Consider the following 20,112-nt stretch of genomic DNA (forward strand, 5'->3'; position numbering starts at 1 on the left):
CGGGCTCCCGAAGCTCAAACACCCAGCGACGGTGTGAAGCGAACGCTGGCGGATGTTATCTGACCGGGCGCCAGCACGATGCAGCCGGTTTCGATGTCCTCGTCATCCATCCGGTTGAAAGCATCGGTGATGTTGCTGACTGGCTCGGCGCAAAAGAACGGCTCGCCCGGCGGCGTGTAGAGGACGAGGAAATCGAGCGGCGCCTCCGCCTCGATGTTCAACTCCCGCCCCTGCTCCGGCCAAGAAATCCGGGCGCGGCGCTCCCATCCGGTGAAGATCGTGTCGAAGTCCACTTCCGACACGTCAAAGCCGATGGATGGATCGGCCCCGGCAGGCGGCGGGACATGCCGGACAGGCAGGACCTCCGCATCGGTTTCCCACATGCCTGACACCCGGGCCTGGACATGCGTCCACGGTGTCGACGGGAAATAGGGATGGAGGCCGAAGCCGACGGGCATCGGCGCGTCCGACAGGTTGCGCACCGCAATGGTCATGCAAAGCCTGCCATCGGCCAGCGAGATCGCTTGCTCGGCTTCATAGCTCCATGGCCAGGTATCGGCGGCATGGCGGTAGCGCAGGAAGATCGCGCTGGCTTGGTGGCTCACGATGCTCCATGGGCGACGCCAGCCATAGCCGTGCTCATGATGTGGATCGTCAGGCTGGCTCGGCAATTGGATGGAACGCCCCGCGAATTCGAAGCGGCCACCTCTGATACGGTTGGAGTAGGGCACGAGCGGAAAGCAGGCCATGGCGCCGGCATCGCGACGGCTGATCGCCGCCGGGTCGGCGGGCCGCAGCCAATCCACGGCAGTGCCATTTGGCCACCAGCGATACGACGTCAGCGCTCCGCCAGCGGCTGGAACAATGTCGACCGTCGCGATGCCGTCACTGATCGAGACCAGCTCCGTGTCCTGCGCGACGGCCACAGCGGAATTCTTTGTCATTGGCTATCCCCAATCCCTTGACTCCAAGCGCTACGAGTATAAGACATATCATATGAATAGTATGAAGAATACCAAAACGTTCAGCACGGCACGCACCTCAAGGGTCGCGGTGGCGGTTTCCAGCGGCTCCACCGCGCTGCACGCCACGGTCGTCGAGCAGATCGGCTTGCGCATCGTGCAGGGCGATTTCCTGCCCGGCGAGGCGCTGCCCAATGCCGACGATTCCAGCGAGATGCTGGGCGTCAGCCGCACGGTGCTGCGCGAGGCGATCAAGGTGCTGGCCGGCAAGGGACTGGTTGAATCCAGGCCGAAGACCGGTACCCGCGTGCGTCCCCGCGCCGACTGGAATTTCCTTGACCCGGACGTGCTGTCCTGGCGCTATGCAGGCGGCGTCAGCGCCGAGGATGTGCGGGCGCTGTTCGAATTGCGCCGCGCCATCGAGCCGATGTCGGCGGCCCTTGCCGCGCAACGCGCGACGCCGGCGCAGATCGCCGATATCCATGCGGCGTTGGCCGAGATGGAGGCGGTTGTCGATGACGGCGACCGCTTCGCCAAGCCTGACCTTGTGTTCCACCAGACTATTCTGCGCATGACCGGCAACGAGTTGATCGGCTCGCTGGCGGCGCTGGTGGAGACCGCATTGGTGATGAGCTTTCGCCTCTCCAACGACAATCCGGAAGGGCAGCGCCATTCCTTGCCGCTGCACCGGGAAGTCGCCGAGAAGATTGCCGCCGGCGACGACGCCGGCGCGCAAAAGGCGCTGCTGGTGCTCATCGACAATGCGGAAGAAGACGTGCGCCGCAGCGTCGAGAACCGCAACAAACGCCGCAACGACCGGGGCCAGCAATCGTGACCGAGACCAAACGCAAATTGCGGTCCGAAGCCTGGTTCGGCGGTGAAGGCAAGAACGCCTTCATGCACCGCAGCTGGATGAAGAACCAGGGCATTCCCGCGGATGCTTTCGACGGTCGCCCGGTGATCGGTATCTGCAACACCTGGTCGGAACTGACACCATGCAATGCGCATCTGCGGGCGCTGGCGGACCACGTCAAACGGGGCGTCTACGAGGCCGGCGGCCTGCCGCTGGAGTTTCCGGTGATGTCGCTGGGCGAAAGCAACATGCGCCCGACCGCCATGCTGTTCCGCAACCTGGCCAGCATGGATGTCGAGGAATCCATCCGTGGCAATCCGATCGACGGCGTCATCCTGCTTGTCGGCTGCGACAAGACCACGCCGGCGCTCTTGATGGGGGCCGCCTCGTGCAACCTGCCGACCATCGCCGTCTCCGGCGGGCCGATGCTCAATGGCAAGTTCCGCGGACAGGATATCGGCTCGGGCACGCATGTCTGGAAATTCGCCGAGGAGGTCAAGGCCGGCCGCATGCCGGTCGCCGACTTCCTCGCCGCCGAGCAGGGCCAGAGCCGGTCGGCGGGCAGCTGCATGACGATGGGCACCGCTTCAACGATGGCCAGCATGGTGGAAGCGCTCGGCATCGGCATGCCGGACAATGCCGCGATCCCGGCGGTGGATTCGCGCCGTGGCGTGCTCGCCCAGATGGCCGGACGGCAGATCGTCGACCTGGTTCATCGGGACGTGACGATCGCACAGATCATCACCCGGCAGGCTTTCGAGAATGCCATCCGCGTCAATGGCGCGATCGGCGGCTCGACCAATGCGGTGCTGCATCTGATCGCCATCGCCAACCGGGTCGGCGTCGATCTCGGTCTCGACGACTGGGACCGCCTTGGCCGCGACGTCCCGACCATTGTCGACCTAATGCCGTCGGGCCGGTTCCTGATGGAAGATTTCTACTATGCCGGGGGGCTAGCTGCGGTCATGGCGTCGCTTGATGAAGTGGGGCTTCTTCATCGCGACGTCATGACCGTCAGCGCCAAGACCATCGGTGAACTGATCGACGGCGCGCCCAACTACAACCGTGAGGTCATCCGGCCGCTGAGCGAGCCGCTGACCAAGGAGGGCGGCATTTCGATCCTGCGCGGCAATCTGGCGCCCAATGGCGCCGTCATCAAGCCGTCGGCCGCGACGCCGGAGTTGATGCAGCATCGCGGCAAGGCCGTCGTCTTCGAGAATATCGAGCACTACCATGCCCGCATCGACGATCCGGAACTGGATATCGATGCCTCCTCGGTGATGGTGCTGAAAAACTGCGGGCCGCGCGGTTATCCCGGGATGGCCGAGGTCGGCAACATGCCGCTGCCGGCCAAGCTGCTCAGGGAAGGCGTCTCCGACATGGTGCGCATTTCGGACGCGCGCATGAGCGGCACGGCCTATGGCACCGTCGTGCTGCATGTGGCGCCCGAGGCCGCGGCTGGCGGTACGCTGGCCCTGGTGCGTGACGGCGATATCATCGAGCTCGACGTCGCCGGCCGCCGGCTGGAGCTTTTGGTGTCGGATGAGGAACTGGCGATCCGCCGCCGTGACTGGAAGCCGCCGGCGCCGCCGCAGGGCGGCTACCAGAGCCTCTATGTCGAGCGCGTGCTGCAGGCCGACAAGGGCTGCGACTTCGACTTTCTCGTCGGCCGGCGCGATGCCGGTATCCCCCGGCATTCCCATTAGAGGCGCGCGATGACGGATCAGATCGGTAGCTACGCGACCTACCCCAGCCTCAAGGGCCGCAGCGTGTTCATTACCGGTGGCGGCAGCGGCATCGGCGAAAGCCTGGTGCGCCATTTCTGCGCGCAAGGCAGCCGCGTCGCCTTCGTCGATGTGGCCGAGGAGCCTTCGCGGCGCCTGGTCGATACGATCGCGGCCGAGGGACACCCCGCGCCGCTGTTCATTGCCTGCGACCTGCGCAATGTCGAGCAGCTGCAGGCGGCAACCGTGCAGGCGATGCAGCACAACGGCCCGATCCAGGTGCTGTGCAACAATGCCGGCAATGACGACCGCCACCAGACCAAGGACGTTACGGTAGCCTATTGGGACGACCGCATGGCGGTCAATCTGCGCCACCAGTTCTTCGCCGCCCAGGCGGTGCGCCCGCAAATGAGTTCGCTGGGTGGCGGCTCGATCATCAATTTCGGCTCCATCACCTGGATGGTCGGCGATCCCGATTGCCCGGCCTATGTCACCGCGAAGGCCGCTGTCTACGGCATGACGCGGGCGCTGGCTCGCGAACTCGGCCCCGAGCGGATCCGCGTCAACTGCATGGTGCCTGGCTGGGTCATGACCGAGCGCCAAATGCGGCTGTGGCTGAACCCGGCCGGCGAACGCCAGATCGCGGAGAGGCAATGCCTGCCCGACCGGCTGCAGCCTTCCGATATCGCGCGCATGGCGCTGTTCCTCGCCGCCGACGACAGCCTGATGTGCACGAGCCAGCAGTTCATCGTCGATGCCGGCTGGGTGTGATCCGTACGGTCTCAAGGAGAAGGTTTTTCATGCGTCTCGTTCAGTACACACCGCTCGATGGCGGCAGGCGGGTCGGCCGCGTTTCCGATGACGGCAATCGGCTACACACGCTCGACAAGACCAGCAGCGTGCTGGAGCTCGCCGAAGCAGCGATCGCCCAGGGCACGTCCATCGCGGCGCTGGCCGAGAAGCGGACCGGCACCGCGACGGTCGACTATGACGAACTGCTGCGCGATGGCCGCGTGCTCGCCCCCGTCGACCATCCGGAGCCGGCGCGCTTCCTGGTCACAGGCACCGGCCTGACCCACACCGGAAGCGCCGCCGCGCGCAACCAGATGCACTTGCTGACACATGGCGAGGAGGCCGAGGAATCGGATTCGCTGAAGATCTTCAAGATGGGCCTGGAAGGCGGCAAGCCTGGCGCCGGCAAGATCGGCATCCAGCCCGAATGGTTCTTCAAGGGCGTTGGTACCTGTGTGGTTCCGCCTGGCGCCGACCTGCCGATGCCGGCATTCGCGAAAGCTGGCGCGGAAGAGGCCGAGATCGTCGGGCTCTACCTCAATGGGCCGGATGGCCGCCCCTACCGCATCGGCTATGCGCTCGGCAACGAATATTCCGACCATGTGACCGAGGGCGAGAACTACCTTTACCTCGCCCACTCCAAGCTGCGCTCCTGCTCGATCGGCCCAGAGCTTTTGGTAGGCGACCTGCCCGAAGAAGTGCGCGGCCATTCCCGCATCCTGCGCGACAGCGCGGTCGTCTGGGAACAGGAATTCCTGTCGGGCGAAGCGCACATGTCGCACTCGATCGCCAATCTCGAACATTTCCATTTCCGCTACCCGATGCACCGCAGGGCGGGCGACCTGCACGCCTATTTCTTCGGCGCGGCGGTGATGAGCTACGCCTCCGGCATCAAGACAGCCTCCGGCGACGAGTATGAAATCCAGGCACCGGCATTCGGCAAGCCACTGCGCAACCGGATGGTTTCGGTGCCGGACGAGGGGCTGGTCACCGTCACCCCGCTGTGACGGCAAGAGCCCCGGAAATTACGGTCCACCAGAACGACAATGGGAGATTAAAAAATGGGACTGAAGAAAGCATTTCTGAGACTGGCGACGATCGGGCTCGGCATCGGCCTGATGACATCGGCGGCGCTCGCCGCGAACCTTCGCGTGCTGGCCTGGGACGGCTATGCCGACCCGGACTGGGTGAAGGACTTCACCGCCGCCACTGGCATTGGCGTCGATGTCGTCTTCATCGGCAGCGATGACGAGATCTGGGCCAAGATCAAGGGCAGCGAAGGTCAGGACTTCGATGTCTTCGCCGTCAACACCGCCCAGCTGCAGCGCTACATCAAGGCCGATCTGGTATCGCCGATCGACATCACGAAATTGCCGAACCAGAAGGAGGTGCTGCCGCGCTTTCGCGATCTGTCGCAGGTCAGCGGCGACACCAAGGACGGCAAGGTCTACGGCATTCCATTCTGCTTCGATTCCATCGGGCTGATCTACGACACCGACAAGGTCAAGCCGGCGCCGACCTCGATGTCGGTGCTGTGGGATCCGGCCTACAAGGGCAAGATCCTGGCCTACGACAATGGCGAGCACAATTTCTCGTTCACCGCGCTGACGCTCGGCTACAAGGATCCGTTCAACCTCGATGCGGAGCAGATGGCGGCGGTCAAGGCCAAGCTGGTCGAACTCAAGCGCAATGTGCTGAGCTTCTACACCACCGCCGACGAGGCGCAGCAGATCTACCAGAACAATGACGTCGCGCTGATCTGGGCCAATTACGGCCAGCAGCAGGTCAAGGCGTTGCAGAAGATCGGCGCCCATGTCGCCTACGTCAACCCGAGCGAAGGCGCGCTTGCCTGGCTCGACAACTGGGTGATCTCCAAGGGCGTCCGCGACAATGCGGCGGCCGAGAAGTGGATCGACTTCATGCTGAGCAAGAAGATCGGCGGCGAGCTTTCCGAGCGCACCGGCTTCGGCAACACCGTGGTCGAGTCGAGCAGCGCCGGCGGCAACGACAAGCTGGTCTGGCTCAACAATGTCGAGGATCCGCTCAAGCGCTCGGATCTGTGGAACGAGGTCAAGGCGACACCCTGATCCTTTCCGCACCTGATTTCGAAGGACCCGGCGGTCCGGACGTTCCGGACCGCCGCGGCGTATGCGAGACTATTCCATGAGCCAGAACACCGACCTCTTGACGCTGCGGTCCGTCTCGAAATCCTACGGCACGGTTCCCGTGCTGCACGACATCGACCTGTCGATCCGGGACGGCGAGTTCCTCACCGTGCTTGGACCATCAGGCTCGGGCAAAACCACGGTGCTGCGGTTGATCGGCGGGCTGGAACCGCTGACTGCGGGCGAGATCCGGCTGGACGGCCAGGACATCAGCCGCATGCCGATCAACAAGCGGCCGTTCAACACCGTGTTCCAGGACTATGCGCTGTTCCCCCACATGACCGTCTCCGGCAATGTCGGCTACGGGCTTTCGGTGCGCCATATCAAGCGCAAGGAGATCGCGCGTCGTGTCGCGCAAGCCCTCGAACTGGTCCAGCTCGGACGTTTCGCCGAGCGCTTTCCGGCGCAGCTTTCCGGCGGCCAGCGCCAGCGCGTCGCGCTCGCCCGGGCGCTGATCTGCCAGCCGCGCCTGATCCTGCTCGACGAGCCGCTGGCGGCGCTCGATCTCGAACTGCGGCGGCAGATGCAGGAATTCCTGAAGTCCATCCAGCGCGAGATCAATACCACCTTCCTGTTCGTCACCCACGACCAAGAAGAAGCGATCGGCATGGCCGACCGGATCTGCGTCATGCAGGCCGGCCATATCCGCCAGCTCGGCACGCCGCACGAGCTCTACTACAAACCGAATTGCGAGTTCGTTGCGCGCTTCTTCGGCGAGAACAACCTGGTGGCCGGAAAACTCGGTCCCGTGCAGGGCGAGCAGCGGCGCATCGAGACCGCGCTTGGGCGCCTGGTCTGCTCGATCAGTGATCAGCCGCATCTGAAAACCGCACCGGATGGCGCCAGCGCCTTCGCGGCGTTCCGTCCCGAAGCCTTGCGCCTTGCGGATGCCAATGATGGCGACAACCGCTTTTCCGGCACGATCGCCGATCTGGCCTTCGCCGGTTCGTCGACGGTCGCCACGATCATGGTAGGCGCGGACAACGCCGCGCAACGCTTGCGGTTGCGCATGCCGAGCCGGATCGACGGCAGTATTTTGAAATCAGGCGAGACGGTCTCGCTTTCGTTCGCGCCGCATGAAGGCCATCTGGTGCTGGCATGAGCGGAGCCGGGTCGACACATGCCGCGGAACGGCGATTGTCGCAGCTGATCACGGTGCTGGCCTTCGCCTTGCCGGTGGTCTTCGTCCTCGTGCCGCTGGCGATCTTCCTGGTCTACAGCTTCTTCAGCGTCAACCAGGGCACGATCGTCCATGCGCCGACGCTCGGCAACTATGTCAGGTTCTTCACCGATCCGATCTTTCTGCCGGTGTTCTGGAACACGATCGTGCTGTGCGTGTCGGTGGCCGTCATATGCATCCTTCTCGCCTATCCCGCCGCCTATTTCCTGACGACGCTGAAAGGGCGGTGGCGCTATGCCTTGCTGATGCTGCTGCTGGTGCCGCTGCTGATGAGCTACGTCATCAAGATCTACGCGATCCGCAGCATCCTCGGCCTCAACGGCTTCCTCAACAAGGCGCTGGTGGCGCTCGGCATCCTGGATCAGCCTTCGACGCTGTTCGTGTTCAACATGAACGCCATCCTTTTGACGCTGAGCCTGCTTTTGATCCCCTTCGCCATCCTGCCGATCTTCCTCTCGCTGGAGCGGATCCCGCAGACCTTGCTGCGCGCCTCCGACGATCTGGGCGCCAGCGGCCTGCAGACATTCCTGCGCATCACCTTGCCGCTCAGCCTGCCCGGCGTCGCCTCGACGGCGAGTTTCGTCTTCGTGCTGGCGATCGGCGATTTCCTGACGCCACAGATGGTCGGCGGGATCAGCGGCTTCACCTTCGGGCGCATCCTCTACAGCCAGTTCGGCACCGCCTATAACTGGCCGTTCGGCGCCGCACTCTCGGTCGCGCTTGCGATCGTGGTGATCGCCGCCATCCTCATCGGCGAACGGTTCGGACGCAGCCGGGGGACGTCGGTATGAGTGCCCTACCCCGGCCTTCCACAATCTTCCTCGCCGCGATCACGACGTTGGTCGCGGTGCTGCTCTACAGCCCGCTGTTCGTGCCGATCGTGTCGTCGTTCTTCATCATTTCACATGGCAATGTCGACTGGTCGACGCCTACCCTTTCGACCTATGTGGCGTTGGCCGAAAACGACGACATATTGGCCGCTCTGCGCACCACGCTGATCGTCGGCGTCTGCACCGTCATCCTCTCGGTGGTCAGCGGAACGCTGCTGGCACTCTACTATCACGGCCGCCGCTCAGGCCGTTCGATCCTGCAGTTCATCATCTTCCTGCCGTTCCTGATGCCGCCCATCATCAGCGGGCTGGCGCTGCTGATCTTCTTTCGCGAAATGGGCCTCGAACGCTCGCTGCTGACGGTCGTCATCGGCCATACGGTGTTCGTGCTGGCGATCGTCTATCGCACCGTTCTGATGCGGCTGCAGTCGATGAGCCGCACGCTGGTCGAAGCGTCCTACGATCTCGGCGCCAACGGCTGGCAGACCTTCTGGCGCATCATCCTGCCGAACCTGTCGAGCGCCATGGTCGGCGGCGCCATCCTGGCCTTCGCGCTGTCCTTTGACGAGACCATGATCACCATCCTGGTCACCGGCACGCAAAGCACGCTGCCGGTCAGGCTGTGGGCAATGATGCGGCTTGGCTTCTCGCCCGACATCAACGCGCTGGTGGCGCTGATCCTGATGTTCACCGTGCTGCTGTGCGTGCTCGCCGCCCGCTTTCTCATTCCCAGACAGATGGCGACGGAACGGAATTGAGGTTCAAGCCGATGGGCCGAGGTCGAAGACCCGTCCCGGGTTAAGGATGTTCTTCGGATCGAGTGCCGTCTTCAGCCGCCGCATCGCGGCGATTTCGGCGTCGCTGCGCACCAGATGCAGCCACTGCTTCTTGTCGAGGCCGATGCCGTGCTCGGCCGACACGCCGCCTCCGGCCGCCGCCACGCCGCGATAGATGATGCCGTAGGCCGCCGCCGGATCCGCCGTCAGAACCTGGTAGTGCAGGTTGCCGTCGCCGAGATGGCCGAAGACATAGATGTCGGCGCCGGGATCGACGGCATGGATGGCGGCGGCGGCTTCTTCCAGGAAAGTTGCCATACGTGCCAGCGGGATGCTGATGTCGACGCCGATCAGGCCCTTGATCGCAAACAGGATACGATTGGCGTCCTCGCGCACGTCCCAGAGCGCGCGGAATTCGCGCGGCGATTGCGAGACGACCACATCGTCGACGACGCTGTTCTCGACCGCCTGCATCAGGACCTCGGCGAAGCGCTCGCTGTCGCGGTCCGGCTCGCTGCCCTGGATCTCCGCCAGCACATAGACGGGCGCGCCAGCCGGCAGCGGCGCCGGCATGGCCATGCTGGCGACCATGAGGTCATAGAGCGGCGCGAAGTTGACCTCATAGGCGGACAGAAGCGGACCGAGTTTCTGCCGCAGCAGACCAAGCAGGGCGATCGCCGCATCGAGCGAGGGCAGCGCGCAGAAGGCGTTCACCTCGGAGGCTGGCTTCGGATGAAGCCGGAGCGCGGCGCGCGTAACGACGCCAAGCGTCCCTTCCGCGCCGATGAAGAGCTGGCTCAGATCATAGCCGGAATTGTCCTTGGGCAGGCCCTTCAGCGACGTCAGCACGCTGCCGTCGGCAAGCACCGCCTCCAGCCCCAGCACCTGTGCCCGGTACATGCCATAGCGCAACACGCGGATGCCGCCGGCATTGGTGGCGATGTTGCCGCCGACCGTGGCCGAACCCCGCGCGCCGATATCGACGCCGAACATCAGCCCGGCGCCGTCGACGGCCTCCTGCACCGCCTGCAGCGTGGCACCGGCTTCGGCAATGATGCTCGCGGCTTGGATGTCTGGCGCGGCAAGGCCGGTCATGCGCTCCAGCGACAGCACGATCTCGCCCGGCTGGACGCGGGCGCCGCCGGCCAGGCCGGTGCGTCCGCCCTGGACGACGACCGGCTGACCGACAGCGTTGCACCCGGCAAGGACAGCCGCGACACCGATTGTGTCGCGCGGCCGCAGCACGGCTTCGGGAAGTGCGCCAAGCTTGCCGTCGGGATCGTCGCGATAGCGCTGGTCGACGTCGGAGCCGGCGAGGATGCCGCCGGCGCCCAGCCGGTCGCCGAGAGCAGACAGAAGTCGTTCCGTTTCAGGCCACATCGCCTCAAGCGCCTGTGTGGCGAGGCGCGTCGTCAGCACCCACCGATCGGATGGCACGATGAGTATTTCCGTCCGACACGCTCGCCATCCCAGAATTGCAGCCAGCCGATCCTATTCGTGATCGCATGCCGTGCAAGCAATATCGACTAGGCCCAGGCGATGCCGGCACCGATCGCGACGAGCGAGATCGATGCCGGAAGCACGATATCGCCTTACTGAAGCTTGGCCTGCAGCGCGTTGACGTCGTCGGTGGTCATTTCGCCATCGGTCGTCACCTTGCCGTCGGCGATCTTCCACAGCCGGAACGGGCCGGTGATGTCGCCAAACTTGTCGAAGGCGACTGGACCGATGACGCCTTCATAGCGGATCGGCTTGCCGTCCTTGATCAGGCCGAGCGCCTTGGCGAACTCCTCCTTGCCGGCATAGATCGGCGTGCCGGCAGGGTCGACCGCCTTGTACATGGCATCCTTGATCTTGGCCGGATCCTCGGAGCCGGCAATGGCGATGGCCAGGCCGACGATGGCGCCGGCATCGTAGGAACGGTCGGCCGCCGGGTTCGACGGTTCGATGCCGGAGAATGCCTTGTAGTTCTTGGTGAAATACTCGGTCGAGGCGGTCGGGCTGGTGCCGGACGACGTGCCATAGGCGTCCTTCAGGTAGTCGGCGCCGACCGACTCGATGAAATCGGGGCTGTTCATGCCGTCATTGAGCAGGAATTTCTGCACGCCGCCCTGCGAAATCCAGGTGCGGGCGATGGTGGCGCCGTCAACGGGTGTGCTGACCAGGTAAAGCCCGTCAGGCTCGCCTCCCATCGCGGCGGTGACCTCGGAGGCATAGCTCGATTGCTTCTCATTGTAGGGCGTGTCGGAGACGATGGTGCCGCCGAGCGCTTTGTAGGCACGCGAGAATTCGGCCACCATGTTGACGCCGAAGTCGTTGTTGACGTGGATGATCGCCAGCTTCTTGAAACCCTTGTCGACGGCATATTTGGCGGCGGCGACGCCCTGCAGCGCATCCGAGGTGATGGTGCGGAAGAAGATGCCGTTGGTCTTGCCATCACGGCCGAGCGTCGTCAGCGTCGGCGAGGACGACGCCGGCGAGACCTGGACGATCTTGGCCGGAGCGGTGACCGAGGTCAGGATGGGAATCGACACCGAGGAAATGATGCCGCCGATGATCACAGGCACTTTCTTGACCTGAACCAGCTGGGTGGCGGCATCGACCGCGATGTTGCCCTGGCTCTGGCTGTCGCGCGTGTCGGTGACGAGATTGCAGCCACGAACGCCGCCGGCATCGTTGATGTCGCGGAAGGCCATTTCGACCGACTTGGCGCCGGCCTGGCCGTATTCGCCAGCCGGACCGGTCAGTTCCATGACGAGACCAACGGTGATCTTGCAGTCGGCGGCCTGGGCAGCACCGGCAATCGTGACAAGAGCAAGTGCGGTGGTGAGTTGGAGTATCGTCTTTCTCATTGTTGTTCCCCTTGAGTTACACGAACTGATTTGACGTCTGGAAAGTCTCAGTGTTCCGGCACCTGCAGCCAGGTTTCATGCAGATGCCGCCATTGGACGCCATTGGGCGCCGATGAACTGGTGGTGAAAACGGCGCTAGACTGGCGGCGGCTGTGTTTGCCGCCACGCGACTGCGCCTCGACGTAGAGGACGACGATCGTATCGCCGTCCTGCCATCCGGGCTTGATGTCCTCGATCGAGATGGCGAAGCCGTCGTCGCAGGTGGCGCGGCTGGAGCGAACATGGTCGATCACGGCATCGCGGTCGAGGACCTGGCCGCCTGGCGCGATCATGGTAAGGCCTTCGCCCATGACGGCTTCGAAGCGGCCGAAATCCACTTTGTCGGCGCGCGCCGCGACGAACCAGTCTACGAAGAAGCGGTGCAGGTCGATGATCTCGGCGCTGGCCTGCGAAAACAGCCTGTCGTCCATGGTTTCACACCCGGCCCGCGTTCAGATTGTAGTGCATGATCGAGCCGTGGCGGCCCTGGCGGTCACGCTCCAGCGTGTAGACGTCCCCCTCGAGGCCGTTGCCCTGGGCGATGACGGCGGTAATCCGCGCGCGGTCATCGGCGTCGAGCACGACATCCATGATTTTGACATTGGCCAGCGCATGCGCCTGGTTGCGGGCGCCGACGATGACGGCGGCCACTTGCGGCTGCTCCAGCACCCAGGCGCTGGCTATCGTGGCGATATCGACGCCGTGGCGGCCGCCGACGGCCTTGAGTGCCTGGAGCAGTTGCTGGAACAGGTCCCAGCCGCCGAAATCATCGATGATCAGCTTGTACTTGACCAGCGAGCGGTTTTCGAGCGGGGTGGCGGGTTCGGCCACGCCGAGCCATCTGTCGCTCAGAAAGCCGCCGGCGACGGAGCCATAGCAGAGGAAGCTGACGCCGTTCTTCGCGGCCAGTTCGGCAAGGCTGTTCGCGGGGCGCTGGTCGAGCACCGAATATTGCAGTTGCTGGCTGACCAGCGGGATGCCGGCGGCCATGATTTCGGCGAGGCGCGGCGTGTCGAAATTGGTGGTGCCGAGATTGCGCACCTTGCCCTCGCGCCGAAGCTCGTCGAGCCAGCCCATCGCATCGACATAGCCGGCCATCGCATAGTCCCACCAGTGGAACTGCACGAGATCGAGCCGCTCGGTCTTCAGCCGCCGCAGCGACTGGTCGACAATGCCCTTGATATAATCGCGGCTGATATTGGTCAGCCGTTCCAGATCAGGCACCAGCTTGGTGTGCACCTTCATTTTGGCCGCCGCATCGAGGCCGCGCTCATTGGCCAGCCGCAGGCGCGCGGCGCCGATCAGTTCCTCGACGCCGGTGTAGATATCGGCGCAATCGTAGGTCCAGATGCCGGCATCGAAGGTGGCGATCAGGTCGGTCACCGCTTGACCGCGATCGATGGCGCCATGCCCGCCGGCCAGTTGCCAGCCGCCACGAATGACGCGCGAGATCGTGTAGCCGGGCCCGAGTTCGAAGGTCCTGGCGGTCATGTCAGGTCATTCTCCTTGGGCAGTGGCACGGCCGTGGTTTCGGCATGGCTGAACCGTCGCTTGGCCAGCCTGACGATCCGCAGCCGGCTGCCGCAATTGGGATCGGGACAGGCGATCTCGGCATCCGAGGTCATCCAGTCATTGGCGTCGGTCGGGCGCTGCTTTGCCGCGAGCAGAGGCAGCACCGCAGCGAGCGAATAGATCGAAAAGCCCTGCCCCGCCGGCATCGACAGCATCTCGCCCTTGAGTTCGAAATAATCGCCTGATTTGGCGCCGCAATAGATCGGTTTGCCCTGCGGGATGACCGCCTCGACGCGGAGGTCGAAGAGTTCGAAACTGTCGTCGCGTTCAGCCATTCAAGCCTCCGCCAGACTGAAGGTGATGTCGCACGCGCCGTTGCGGCGGATGATGCCGCAGGCGGCCGCGAATTGATCGCGCTCCTCGGGCTTGACCTGCGCCACCACGCTGCCGGCCAGCCAGCCGATCGGGAACAGAAGCCGAGCGCCCTGGCCATAGAACAGGCCGATGTCGAAGATTGCATTGGGATTGCCGCCCCACATGCGCGGCGGCACATAGGACAGTACGATATCGCCCGGCTGCGGCGTCAGCGTCGCGTTCTCCGCCGGCAATGGCCTGGCATAGGCTTGCCCCTCTATATCGGCGGCGGGAACCGGGCAGGAAATTTCCGGTCCCGTCCACATGGCGTGGATGCCCGGAACGACGCGTGGCGCGGCCAGATAGGCCGTGAGAAAGGCGGCGTTTTCCGGCGCCTTCCCGGGCAGCAGCAGCGCCGTGACGGAAAGCTTCGAGCGCGGCTCGCTGATCCTGATGGCGGTCATGGCTGGCCTTTCGCGGCGGCGGATTGCAGTTTGCTGCGCAGGAAGGTGAAGGGCCGGCTGATGTCGGCGACCAGCGCTTCGCGTGCCGCTCGCGCGTCCTGCGTGGCCAATGCCTCGACGATGCGGCGGTGATACTGGGCGGTGTCGACCTCGCCGGCTTCCGAGAAGGCGTAGATGGCGACGCGGATGCATGGCCCCGATTGCAGCCACAGGCTCTCGATCATCGGGATCAGCACGGCCGAGCCACAGGAGCGGTAGATCTCGAAGTGAAAGCTCTGGTTGAGCGTCACTTCGCGGTCGACATCCTTCTTGTGCTTCAGCGCCCGCATCTCGTCCCATTCGCCGAGAATGGTTTCGATGGCGGCGATCTGGCGCTGCCCCATGCGCGCCGCGGCAAGCGCGATCGCCTCGCCCTCGATCAGGACTCGGGCCCGCAGGAGATCGTCGAGACGCTCCAGCGTGATCGGCGGCACGCGCACCGAGCGGTTGGGCAGCGCCTCCAGTGCCTTTTCCGTGATCAGCCGGCCGAGCGCCTCGCGCACCGGCATGGTCGAGGTAACCAGCGCATCGGCCAGGCCACGGATGGTCAGCACCTGGCTTGGCTCGAAGAGGCCGCCGATCAAGGCGCGTCGCAGTTCGGAATAGACCCGATCCTGCACCGTTTCGCGGCCGACCGGCGCAAGCTGGGCCGCGATCGCCTCGTTGTTCCTTTCGATGGCAGCCTTTTGCATGGGATTCCGTTCTTGGCCGGATTTCGGCTTGCGGAGGAAATTAAAGCCGAATAGCGTGATCAAAGCAAGTGTGATCACAAATCAAAAATCAGGAGACGGCGACGATCGTCTTCGGCCAGAGGGTTTGATGAGCGAGGCAAGCAGACCGCAAGGGCGGGAGACCCGTGCGCCGGTCCTGACGGCAAGGAACGTCGTCAGGCGTTTCGGCGGCCTTGTCGCGGTCAACGATGTCTCGTTCGACGTCAAGGCAGGCGAAATCCTTGGCCTCATCGGACCCAACGGCGCCGGCAAGACGACGATGTTCGACCTGCTTGCCGGCAGCATCCTGCCCACCAGCGGCGATATCATGCTCAACGGCGTGCGCGTCTCCGGCGAAGCCGCTCATTTGCGCATCGGCCGAGGGCTCGGCCGCACCTTCCAGATCCCGCGCCCGCTGCCCAATCTGACACTGATCGAAAACATCATGCTGGCGGCACAGGGCCAGGCGGGCGAAAGGCTGCTCGCCAACTTCGTCACGCCGTGGCGGGTGGCGGCGCAGGAAAGAGCCGCCCGGACAAAGGCGCTCGACCTGCTGGACCTGGTCACCCTCACCCACCTCGCGCATGAGCCGGCGCGCGTGCTGTCCGGCGGCCAGCGCAAGCTCCTCGAACTTGCCCGGGTGATGATGGCCGATCCGGCGATCATCCTGCTCGACGAACCGGCGGCGGGCGTCAACGCGACGCTGCTCGAAGTCATCATCGACCGCATCCGCGACATCAATGCGCGCGGCATCACCTTCCTGCTGATCGAGCACAATATCGACATGGTGACGCGGCTCTGTCACCGCGTCCTGGTCATGGCGAGCGGCCAATTGCTCAGCGAAGGCAGGGCGGAAGAGGTCGCGCGCGATCCACGCGTCATCGAGGCTTATCTTGGGGGCGCGGCATGAGCGAGACTGTCCTCGACGTCCGCAACCTGGAAGCCGGCTACGAGCCCGGCGTGCCGATCGTGCGCGGCGCCTCGATCACGGTCAGAAAAGGCGAGATCGTCGTCGTCCTCGGTCCCAACGGGGCCGGCAAATCGAGCTTCATCAAGGCGATCGCCGGCCTCGTGCCGATCACCGGCGGCACGGTGTTCCTGGACGGCAGGGATATCACCGCCGCACCGGCCCACACCATGGTGCGGCTTGGCCTCGCCTTCGTGCCGCAGACCGAGAACATCTTTCCGCTGATGTCGGTCGAGGACAATCTCAGGGTTGCCTGCGGCATCCTCGAGCGGCGCGAAATTCCCGGCCGCATCGAGGAAATGTATGCCGCCTTCCCCGACCTCGTCCGCCAGCGGCGCACGGCCGCCGGCAATCTTTCGGGCGGCCAGCGGCAAATGCTCGCCGTCGCGCGGGCGCTGATCGTCCACCCCAAGGTGCTGGTGCTGGACGAGCCGTCCGCCGGCCTGTCGCCGAAATTCGTGTCGATGGTGTTCGAGATGCTGGCCGGCATCCGCAAGTCCGGCGTAACAATCCTGCTTGTCGAGCAGAACGCCAAGGCGGCGCTTGCCATCGGCGACCGCGCCTATGTGCTGGTCGAAGGCAAGGACCGGCATGAGGGCATCGCCTCCGAATTGTGGAATGACCCGGTCGTCGCCGAACTCTATCTCGGCCAACGCCCCTCTCACGCCAGCAAGGGAGGCGCGGCATGAGCCTGCAATTTGTCGTCGACGGATTGCTGACCGGCTCGATGATCGGCCTCGGCGCCATCGGCGTGACGCTCACCTATTCGATCCTGCGTTTCTCCAACTTCGCCCATGGCGACTTCATGGCCTGGGGCACCTATGCGACGCTGGCCGTGGTCAGCGCCATCGGCGCGATGTTCGGCAAGGTGGCGCCGATCGGGCCGCTGTCCTTCGGCTGGCCGCTGCTTGTTGCCCTGGTCGTCGGCATGGCGTTCACCGCACTGCTGGCGCTGCTGCTCGACAAGGTGCTGTTTTCGCGGCTGCGCTCGCAGGGGCAGGCGATCATCGTGGTGATGGCGAGTTTCGGCGCCTCGATGGCGCTGCGGAGCCTGCTGGAGTTCATCTTCACCTCCCGGCCGACCTATTTCAGCCGGGCGATCCAGATCGCCATGCCGGTCGGCTTCGGCATCCGCATCACGCCCGACCAGATCGCCCTGCTGCTGCTGACCGCCATACTCGTGCTCGGCGTGCATCTGTTGATGGCACGCACGCAGACCGGCCGCTCGATGCAGGCGCTGAGCCAGAACGCGGCACTGGCCCGCATCGTCGGCATCGACGTCGCCAGCGTGGTGCGCGTCACCTGGATCATCGGTGGCGCGCTTGCCTGCGTCGCCGGCGTCATGATCGGCGTCCTGGTGCAGATCCGCCCGTTCATGGGCTTCGACATGCTGTTGCCGATGTTCGCCGCAGCTATCCTCGGCGGCATCGGCAGCATCCCGGGCGCGGTGCTCGGCGGCCTGATCATCGGGCTCGCCGAAGCCGGCGCGGTGCAATTGATCGGTGCGGAATGGCGCGCCGCCGTCTCCTTCATCATCCTGATGGCAGTGCTGTTCGTGCGGCCGATCGGCCTTTTCGGAGTTCGGGAAAGATGATCGATCTCGTCGGCTACGGCGCCTTCTTCCTGACCACGGCGCTAATCTTCTCGCTGGTCACGCTGGGGCTCAATCTGCAGTGGGGGCTGACCGGCCTGTTCAATGTCGGCCTCGCCGGCTTCGTCGCCATCGGCGCCTACACCTCGGCGCTTCTGACGACGCCGGACGATCCCACGCGCCTCGGCGGCTTCGGCCTGCCGATCCTTGTCGGCTGGATTGGCGCCATGGTGGTTGGCGGCATTGCCGCGGCACTTACCGGCATGGCCACGCTGCGTCTCAGATCCGACTATCTGGCGATCACCACCTTTGGCGTGGCGGTCGTCGTGCAACTGGTCGCACTCAACGCGCAGAAACTGACCGGCGGACCATTCGGCATCGGTTTCATCCCACGCCCGTTCGGCGGCCTGGCCGAAACGCCGCTGCTGTTCAACCTGTCCAACCTTGCGGTCGTCTGCGCGGTGACGCTGATTGCCTATCTCGCCTTGGAGCATCTGTCGCGCAGCCCCTGGGGACGCGTGCTGAGGGCGCTGCGGGAGGACGAGCGGGCGGCGATCTCGCTCGGCAAGAGCGCGCGTTTCTACCGCGTCCAGGCCTTCGCCGTCGGCGGCGCCATCATGGCGCTGGCCGGCGCAATGCAGGCGCATTTCACCGGCTTCATCGCGCCCGACAATTATTTGCCAATCCTCACCTTCCAGGTCTGGGTCATGCTGATCGTCGGCGGCTCCGGCAGCAATCGCGGCGCCGTCATAGGCAGCATACTGGTCTGGGCGATATGGGCGGGATCGGGCACGCTGACCAGCGTGTTCTTCCCACCGGAGCAGCAGGCGCGCGCCGCCTCACTGCAGATCGTCGCCATCGGTGTCATGCTCTGCGTCATCCTGCTGATCAGGCCGAACGGATTGTTCGGCGACAGGCCCCTGCGGACGCGCCTTGGCAAGCGTAAGCGGATCGACACGGCCAAAAGCGGTTCCAACGGATGAATGCCGTGGTCAGGCAGGAGGCGCATGGCGCTTCGCTCTGGCACGCCGTCAGCCGCGATCGTCGCGAGCGGCCCGCGCTGAATGGCGACCTCGATGTCGACCTCGCCATTGTCGGCGGCGGTTTTTCCGGACTTTCAACCGCACTGCACGCCGCCGGAAAAGGACTTTCCGTCGCCGTTCTCGAAGCCGAAATCATCGCCTGGGGCGCGACCGGCCGGAATGCCGGTTTCGTCGTACCGAACTTCGCCAAGATGGACCCCGATAGCATCCTCGCGCATCTCGGCCCCGAACGCGGCGAACGCCTCATCGATTTTGCCGCCGGCAGTGCCGATCTCGTCTTCAGCCTGATCCGGCGGCACGGCATCGACTGCGACGCGGTCCAAAACGGATGGATCCAGCCGGCGCACTCGCGCGCAGCTCTGGAGAAGGTCAAGTCACGGGCCGCACAATGGGCGCGGCGCGGCCGGCCTGCCGTTACCCTGGATCGGCGGGATGTCGAAACGCTGACGGGCGCGCGCGGCTATCTCGGCGGCTGGATGGATCGTTCAGGCGGCGTGCTCAATCCCGTCGCCTATGCGCGGGGGCTCGCCGACGCGGCGGAGAAAGCCGGCGCGCGCATCTTCGAGCAAACACGCGTCACGTCGGTCGATCGCGTGGCCGACGGGTGGGCGCTAAAAACGCCATCGGGCTCGGTGCACGCTGCTAGGGTGCTGATCGCCACCAACGCCTATGGCGGGTCGCTCGAGCCGTTGCTGCGGCGAACCTATATTCCACTGAAGGTTTTCCAGATCGCCACGGCGCCGCTACCGCTCGAAATCCGCACGCGTCTGCTTCCCGGGGGGCAAGGCGTCGGCGACACCAGGCGCAATCTCTTCACCTTCCGCTTCGATGCCGACAACCGGCTGATCAGCGGCGGCATGCATATCCTTGGCGCCGGCGCCGACACGCGCGTGCCGGAAACGATCTGGCGACGGCTTGGCCGGCACCTCGACCTGCCTGATTTGCCACCGCTTGCCTATGGCTGGTCAGGAATGGCAGCGGTCGAGCCGGATTTCCTGCCGCACCTCCTGGATCTTGGCCCCGGCCTGATCGCCGGCCGCGCCTGCAATGGACGCGGCATCGCCATGACCACGGCGATGGGCAAGGTGCTGGCCGACTGGGCCGCTGGGACCGACGCCCAAGAGTTGCCGCTGCCGTTCGCGCCGCCGGCGCCGATCCCGTTCCATGCCCTGCTACGGCACGCACCCAGCATGCTGCTCGGCTGGAGCATGCTGCGCGATCGGATGGACGAAACGGCATAACCCAATCGGGCCTGCCGT

At 64.8% G+C, this 20,112-nt stretch carries 21 protein-coding genes; 13 read left to right on the forward strand and 8 right to left on the reverse strand.

Features of this window, described 5'->3' with window-relative positions:
- Positions 1 to 14 precede the first annotated feature (14 nt).
- Positions 15 to 926, reverse strand: a complete 912-nt coding sequence (locus LB569_RS14770; protein ID WP_224692957.1) for an aldose 1-epimerase — start codon at positions 924 to 926, stop codon at positions 15 to 17.
- 79 nt (positions 927 to 1,005) lie between these two features.
- Here LB569_RS14770 and LB569_RS14775 point away from each other — a divergent pair, with 79 nt between their 5' ends.
- The 8 genes from LB569_RS14775 (at position 1,006) to LB569_RS14810 (ending at position 9,264) form a co-directional block, all read left to right on the forward strand.
- Positions 1,006 to 1,797, forward strand: coding sequence for a FadR/GntR family transcriptional regulator (locus LB569_RS14775; protein WP_224692958.1), 792 nt, complete (start codon positions 1,006 to 1,008; stop codon positions 1,795 to 1,797).
- Positions 1,794 to 3,521 (forward strand): IlvD/Edd family dehydratase, encoded by a 1,728-nt coding sequence (locus tag LB569_RS14780; protein ID WP_224692959.1) that lies wholly within the window; start codon positions 1,794 to 1,796, stop codon positions 3,519 to 3,521. The genes LB569_RS14775 and LB569_RS14780 overlap by 4 nt, the downstream gene beginning before the upstream one ends.
- Before the next feature lie 9 nt (positions 3,522 to 3,530).
- Complete coding sequence (locus tag LB569_RS14785; protein ID WP_224692960.1) at positions 3,531 to 4,310, forward strand: SDR family NAD(P)-dependent oxidoreductase; 780 nt, start codon at positions 3,531 to 3,533, stop codon at positions 4,308 to 4,310.
- Between the two features lie 29 nt (positions 4,311 to 4,339).
- Positions 4,340 to 5,338 carry an AraD1 family protein gene (gene araD1 / locus LB569_RS14790; RefSeq protein ID WP_224692961.1) on the forward strand — a complete coding sequence of 333 codons (999 nt, stop codon included), beginning with the start codon at positions 4,340 to 4,342 and terminating at the stop codon, positions 5,336 to 5,338.
- Between the two features lie 54 nt (positions 5,339 to 5,392).
- Entirely contained in the window at positions 5,393 to 6,418 is a 1,026-nt protein-coding gene (locus LB569_RS14795) for an ABC transporter substrate-binding protein (RefSeq protein ID WP_140705423.1), read from the forward strand.
- A gap of 76 nt (positions 6,419 to 6,494) precedes the next feature.
- Positions 6,495 to 7,598 (forward strand): ABC transporter ATP-binding protein, encoded by a 1,104-nt coding sequence (locus tag LB569_RS14800; RefSeq protein ID WP_224692962.1) that lies wholly within the window; start codon positions 6,495 to 6,497, stop codon positions 7,596 to 7,598.
- Positions 7,599 to 7,633: 35 nt separating this feature from the next.
- Positions 7,634 to 8,467 (forward strand): ABC transporter permease, encoded by an 834-nt coding sequence (locus LB569_RS14805; protein WP_263494596.1) that lies wholly within the window; start codon positions 7,634 to 7,636, stop codon positions 8,465 to 8,467.
- Positions 8,464 to 9,264 carry an ABC transporter permease gene (locus LB569_RS14810; protein WP_224692964.1) on the forward strand — a complete coding sequence of 267 codons (801 nt, stop codon included), beginning with the start codon at positions 8,464 to 8,466 and terminating at the stop codon, positions 9,262 to 9,264. The genes LB569_RS14805 and LB569_RS14810 overlap by 4 nt, the downstream gene beginning before the upstream one ends.
- Positions 9,265 to 9,267: 3 nt before the next feature.
- Here LB569_RS14810 and LB569_RS14815 read toward each other — a convergent pair whose 3' ends face one another.
- The 7 genes from LB569_RS14815 to LB569_RS14845 form a co-directional block, all read right to left on the reverse strand.
- Complete coding sequence (locus tag LB569_RS14815) at positions 9,268 to 10,662, reverse strand: FAD-binding oxidoreductase (RefSeq protein ID WP_224693131.1); 1,395 nt, start codon at positions 10,660 to 10,662, stop codon at positions 9,268 to 9,270.
- A 212-nt stretch (positions 10,663 to 10,874) separates the two neighbouring features.
- Positions 10,875 to 12,134, reverse strand: a complete 1,260-nt coding sequence (locus LB569_RS14820) for an ABC transporter substrate-binding protein (RefSeq protein ID WP_224692965.1) — start codon at positions 12,132 to 12,134, stop codon at positions 10,875 to 10,877.
- Positions 12,135 to 12,181: 47 nt separating this feature from the next.
- Positions 12,182 to 12,604 carry a DUF4440 domain-containing protein gene (locus LB569_RS14825; RefSeq protein WP_224692966.1) on the reverse strand — a complete coding sequence of 141 codons (423 nt, stop codon included), beginning with the start codon at positions 12,602 to 12,604 and terminating at the stop codon, positions 12,182 to 12,184.
- A gap of 4 nt (positions 12,605 to 12,608) precedes the next feature.
- Positions 12,609 to 13,664, reverse strand: a complete 1,056-nt coding sequence (locus tag LB569_RS14830) for an aldo/keto reductase (protein WP_224692967.1) — start codon at positions 13,662 to 13,664, stop codon at positions 12,609 to 12,611.
- Complete coding sequence (locus LB569_RS14835; protein ID WP_224538394.1) at positions 13,661 to 14,020, reverse strand: TIGR04076 family protein; 360 nt, start codon at positions 14,018 to 14,020, stop codon at positions 13,661 to 13,663. Before LB569_RS14835 ends, LB569_RS14830 begins: the two co-directional genes overlap by 4 nt.
- On the reverse strand, positions 14,021 to 14,503 hold the full coding sequence (locus LB569_RS14840) for a DUF3830 family protein (protein ID WP_140705405.1): 483 nt from the start codon (positions 14,501 to 14,503) through the stop codon (positions 14,021 to 14,023).
- Positions 14,500 to 15,234 carry a GntR family transcriptional regulator gene (locus LB569_RS14845; protein WP_224692968.1) on the reverse strand — a complete coding sequence of 245 codons (735 nt, stop codon included), beginning with the start codon at positions 15,232 to 15,234 and terminating at the stop codon, positions 14,500 to 14,502. The genes LB569_RS14840 and LB569_RS14845 overlap by 4 nt, the downstream gene beginning before the upstream one ends.
- A 127-nt stretch (positions 15,235 to 15,361) precedes the next feature.
- Here LB569_RS14845 and LB569_RS14850 point away from each other — a divergent pair, with 127 nt between their 5' ends.
- The 5 genes from LB569_RS14850 to LB569_RS14870 are packed head-to-tail and all read left to right on the forward strand — an operon-like array spanning position 15,362 to position 20,094.
- On the forward strand, positions 15,362 to 16,162 hold the full coding sequence (locus LB569_RS14850; RefSeq protein ID WP_224692969.1) for an ABC transporter ATP-binding protein: 801 nt from the start codon (positions 15,362 to 15,364) through the stop codon (positions 16,160 to 16,162).
- A complete protein-coding gene (locus LB569_RS14855) occupies positions 16,159 to 16,908 on the forward strand; it encodes an ABC transporter ATP-binding protein (RefSeq protein WP_224692970.1) in 750 nt (249 codons plus the stop codon). The genes LB569_RS14850 and LB569_RS14855 overlap by 4 nt, the downstream gene beginning before the upstream one ends.
- Positions 16,905 to 17,813, forward strand: coding sequence for a branched-chain amino acid ABC transporter permease (locus tag LB569_RS14860; RefSeq protein ID WP_224692971.1), 909 nt, complete (start codon positions 16,905 to 16,907; stop codon positions 17,811 to 17,813). The genes LB569_RS14855 and LB569_RS14860 overlap by 4 nt, the downstream gene beginning before the upstream one ends.
- A complete protein-coding gene (locus tag LB569_RS14865) occupies positions 17,810 to 18,793 on the forward strand; it encodes a branched-chain amino acid ABC transporter permease (RefSeq protein ID WP_224692972.1) in 984 nt (327 codons plus the stop codon). The genes LB569_RS14860 and LB569_RS14865 overlap by 4 nt, the downstream gene beginning before the upstream one ends.
- The gene (locus LB569_RS14870) at positions 18,790 to 20,094 is read left to right on the forward strand and encodes an NAD(P)/FAD-dependent oxidoreductase (RefSeq protein ID WP_224692973.1); all 1,305 of its coding nucleotides are present in this window, start codon (positions 18,790 to 18,792) and stop codon (positions 20,092 to 20,094) included. The genes LB569_RS14865 and LB569_RS14870 overlap by 4 nt, the downstream gene beginning before the upstream one ends.
- Positions 20,095 to 20,112 lie beyond the last annotated feature (18 nt).

The sequence above is a fragment of the Mesorhizobium sp. BH1-1-4 genome, assembly GCF_020165665.1.
GTDB lineage: Bacteria > Pseudomonadota > Alphaproteobacteria > Rhizobiales > Rhizobiaceae > Mesorhizobium.

Coding starts and splice junctions, on each gene's coding strand:
- LB569_RS14775 (WP_224692958.1), top strand. CDS start 1,006: ATGAAGAATACCAAAACGTTCAGCACGGCACGCACCTCAAGGGTCGCG.
- LB569_RS14785 (WP_224692960.1), top strand. CDS start 3,531: ATGACGGATCAGATCGGTAGCTACGCGACCTACCCCAGCCTCAAGGGC.
- araD1 (WP_224692961.1), top strand. CDS start 4,340: ATGCGTCTCGTTCAGTACACACCGCTCGATGGCGGCAGGCGGGTCGGC.
- LB569_RS14795 (WP_140705423.1), top strand. CDS start 5,393: ATGGGACTGAAGAAAGCATTTCTGAGACTGGCGACGATCGGGCTCGGC.
- LB569_RS14800 (WP_224692962.1), top strand. CDS start 6,495: ATGAGCCAGAACACCGACCTCTTGACGCTGCGGTCCGTCTCGAAATCC.
- LB569_RS14810 (WP_224692964.1), top strand. CDS start 8,464: ATGAGTGCCCTACCCCGGCCTTCCACAATCTTCCTCGCCGCGATCACG.
- LB569_RS14815 (WP_224693131.1), bottom strand. CDS start 10,662: ATGTGGCCTGAAACGGAACGACTTCTGTCTGCTCTCGGCGACCGGCTG.
- LB569_RS14820 (WP_224692965.1), bottom strand. CDS start 12,134: ATGAGAAAGACGATACTCCAACTCACCACCGCACTTGCTCTTGTCACG.
- LB569_RS14825 (WP_224692966.1), bottom strand. CDS start 12,604: ATGGACGACAGGCTGTTTTCGCAGGCCAGCGCCGAGATCATCGACCTG.
- LB569_RS14830 (WP_224692967.1), bottom strand. CDS start 13,664: ATGACCGCCAGGACCTTCGAACTCGGGCCCGGCTACACGATCTCGCGC.
- LB569_RS14835 (WP_224538394.1), bottom strand. CDS start 14,020: ATGGCTGAACGCGACGACAGTTTCGAACTCTTCGACCTCCGCGTCGAG.
- LB569_RS14840 (WP_140705405.1), bottom strand. CDS start 14,503: ATGACCGCCATCAGGATCAGCGAGCCGCGCTCGAAGCTTTCCGTCACG.
- LB569_RS14845 (WP_224692968.1), bottom strand. CDS start 15,234: ATGCAAAAGGCTGCCATCGAAAGGAACAACGAGGCGATCGCGGCCCAG.
- LB569_RS14850 (WP_224692969.1), top strand. CDS start 15,362: ATGAGCGAGGCAAGCAGACCGCAAGGGCGGGAGACCCGTGCGCCGGTC.
- LB569_RS14855 (WP_224692970.1), top strand. CDS start 16,159: ATGAGCGAGACTGTCCTCGACGTCCGCAACCTGGAAGCCGGCTACGAG.
- LB569_RS14860 (WP_224692971.1), top strand. CDS start 16,905: ATGAGCCTGCAATTTGTCGTCGACGGATTGCTGACCGGCTCGATGATC.
- LB569_RS14865 (WP_224692972.1), top strand. CDS start 17,810: ATGATCGATCTCGTCGGCTACGGCGCCTTCTTCCTGACCACGGCGCTA.
- LB569_RS14870 (WP_224692973.1), top strand. CDS start 18,790: ATGAATGCCGTGGTCAGGCAGGAGGCGCATGGCGCTTCGCTCTGGCAC.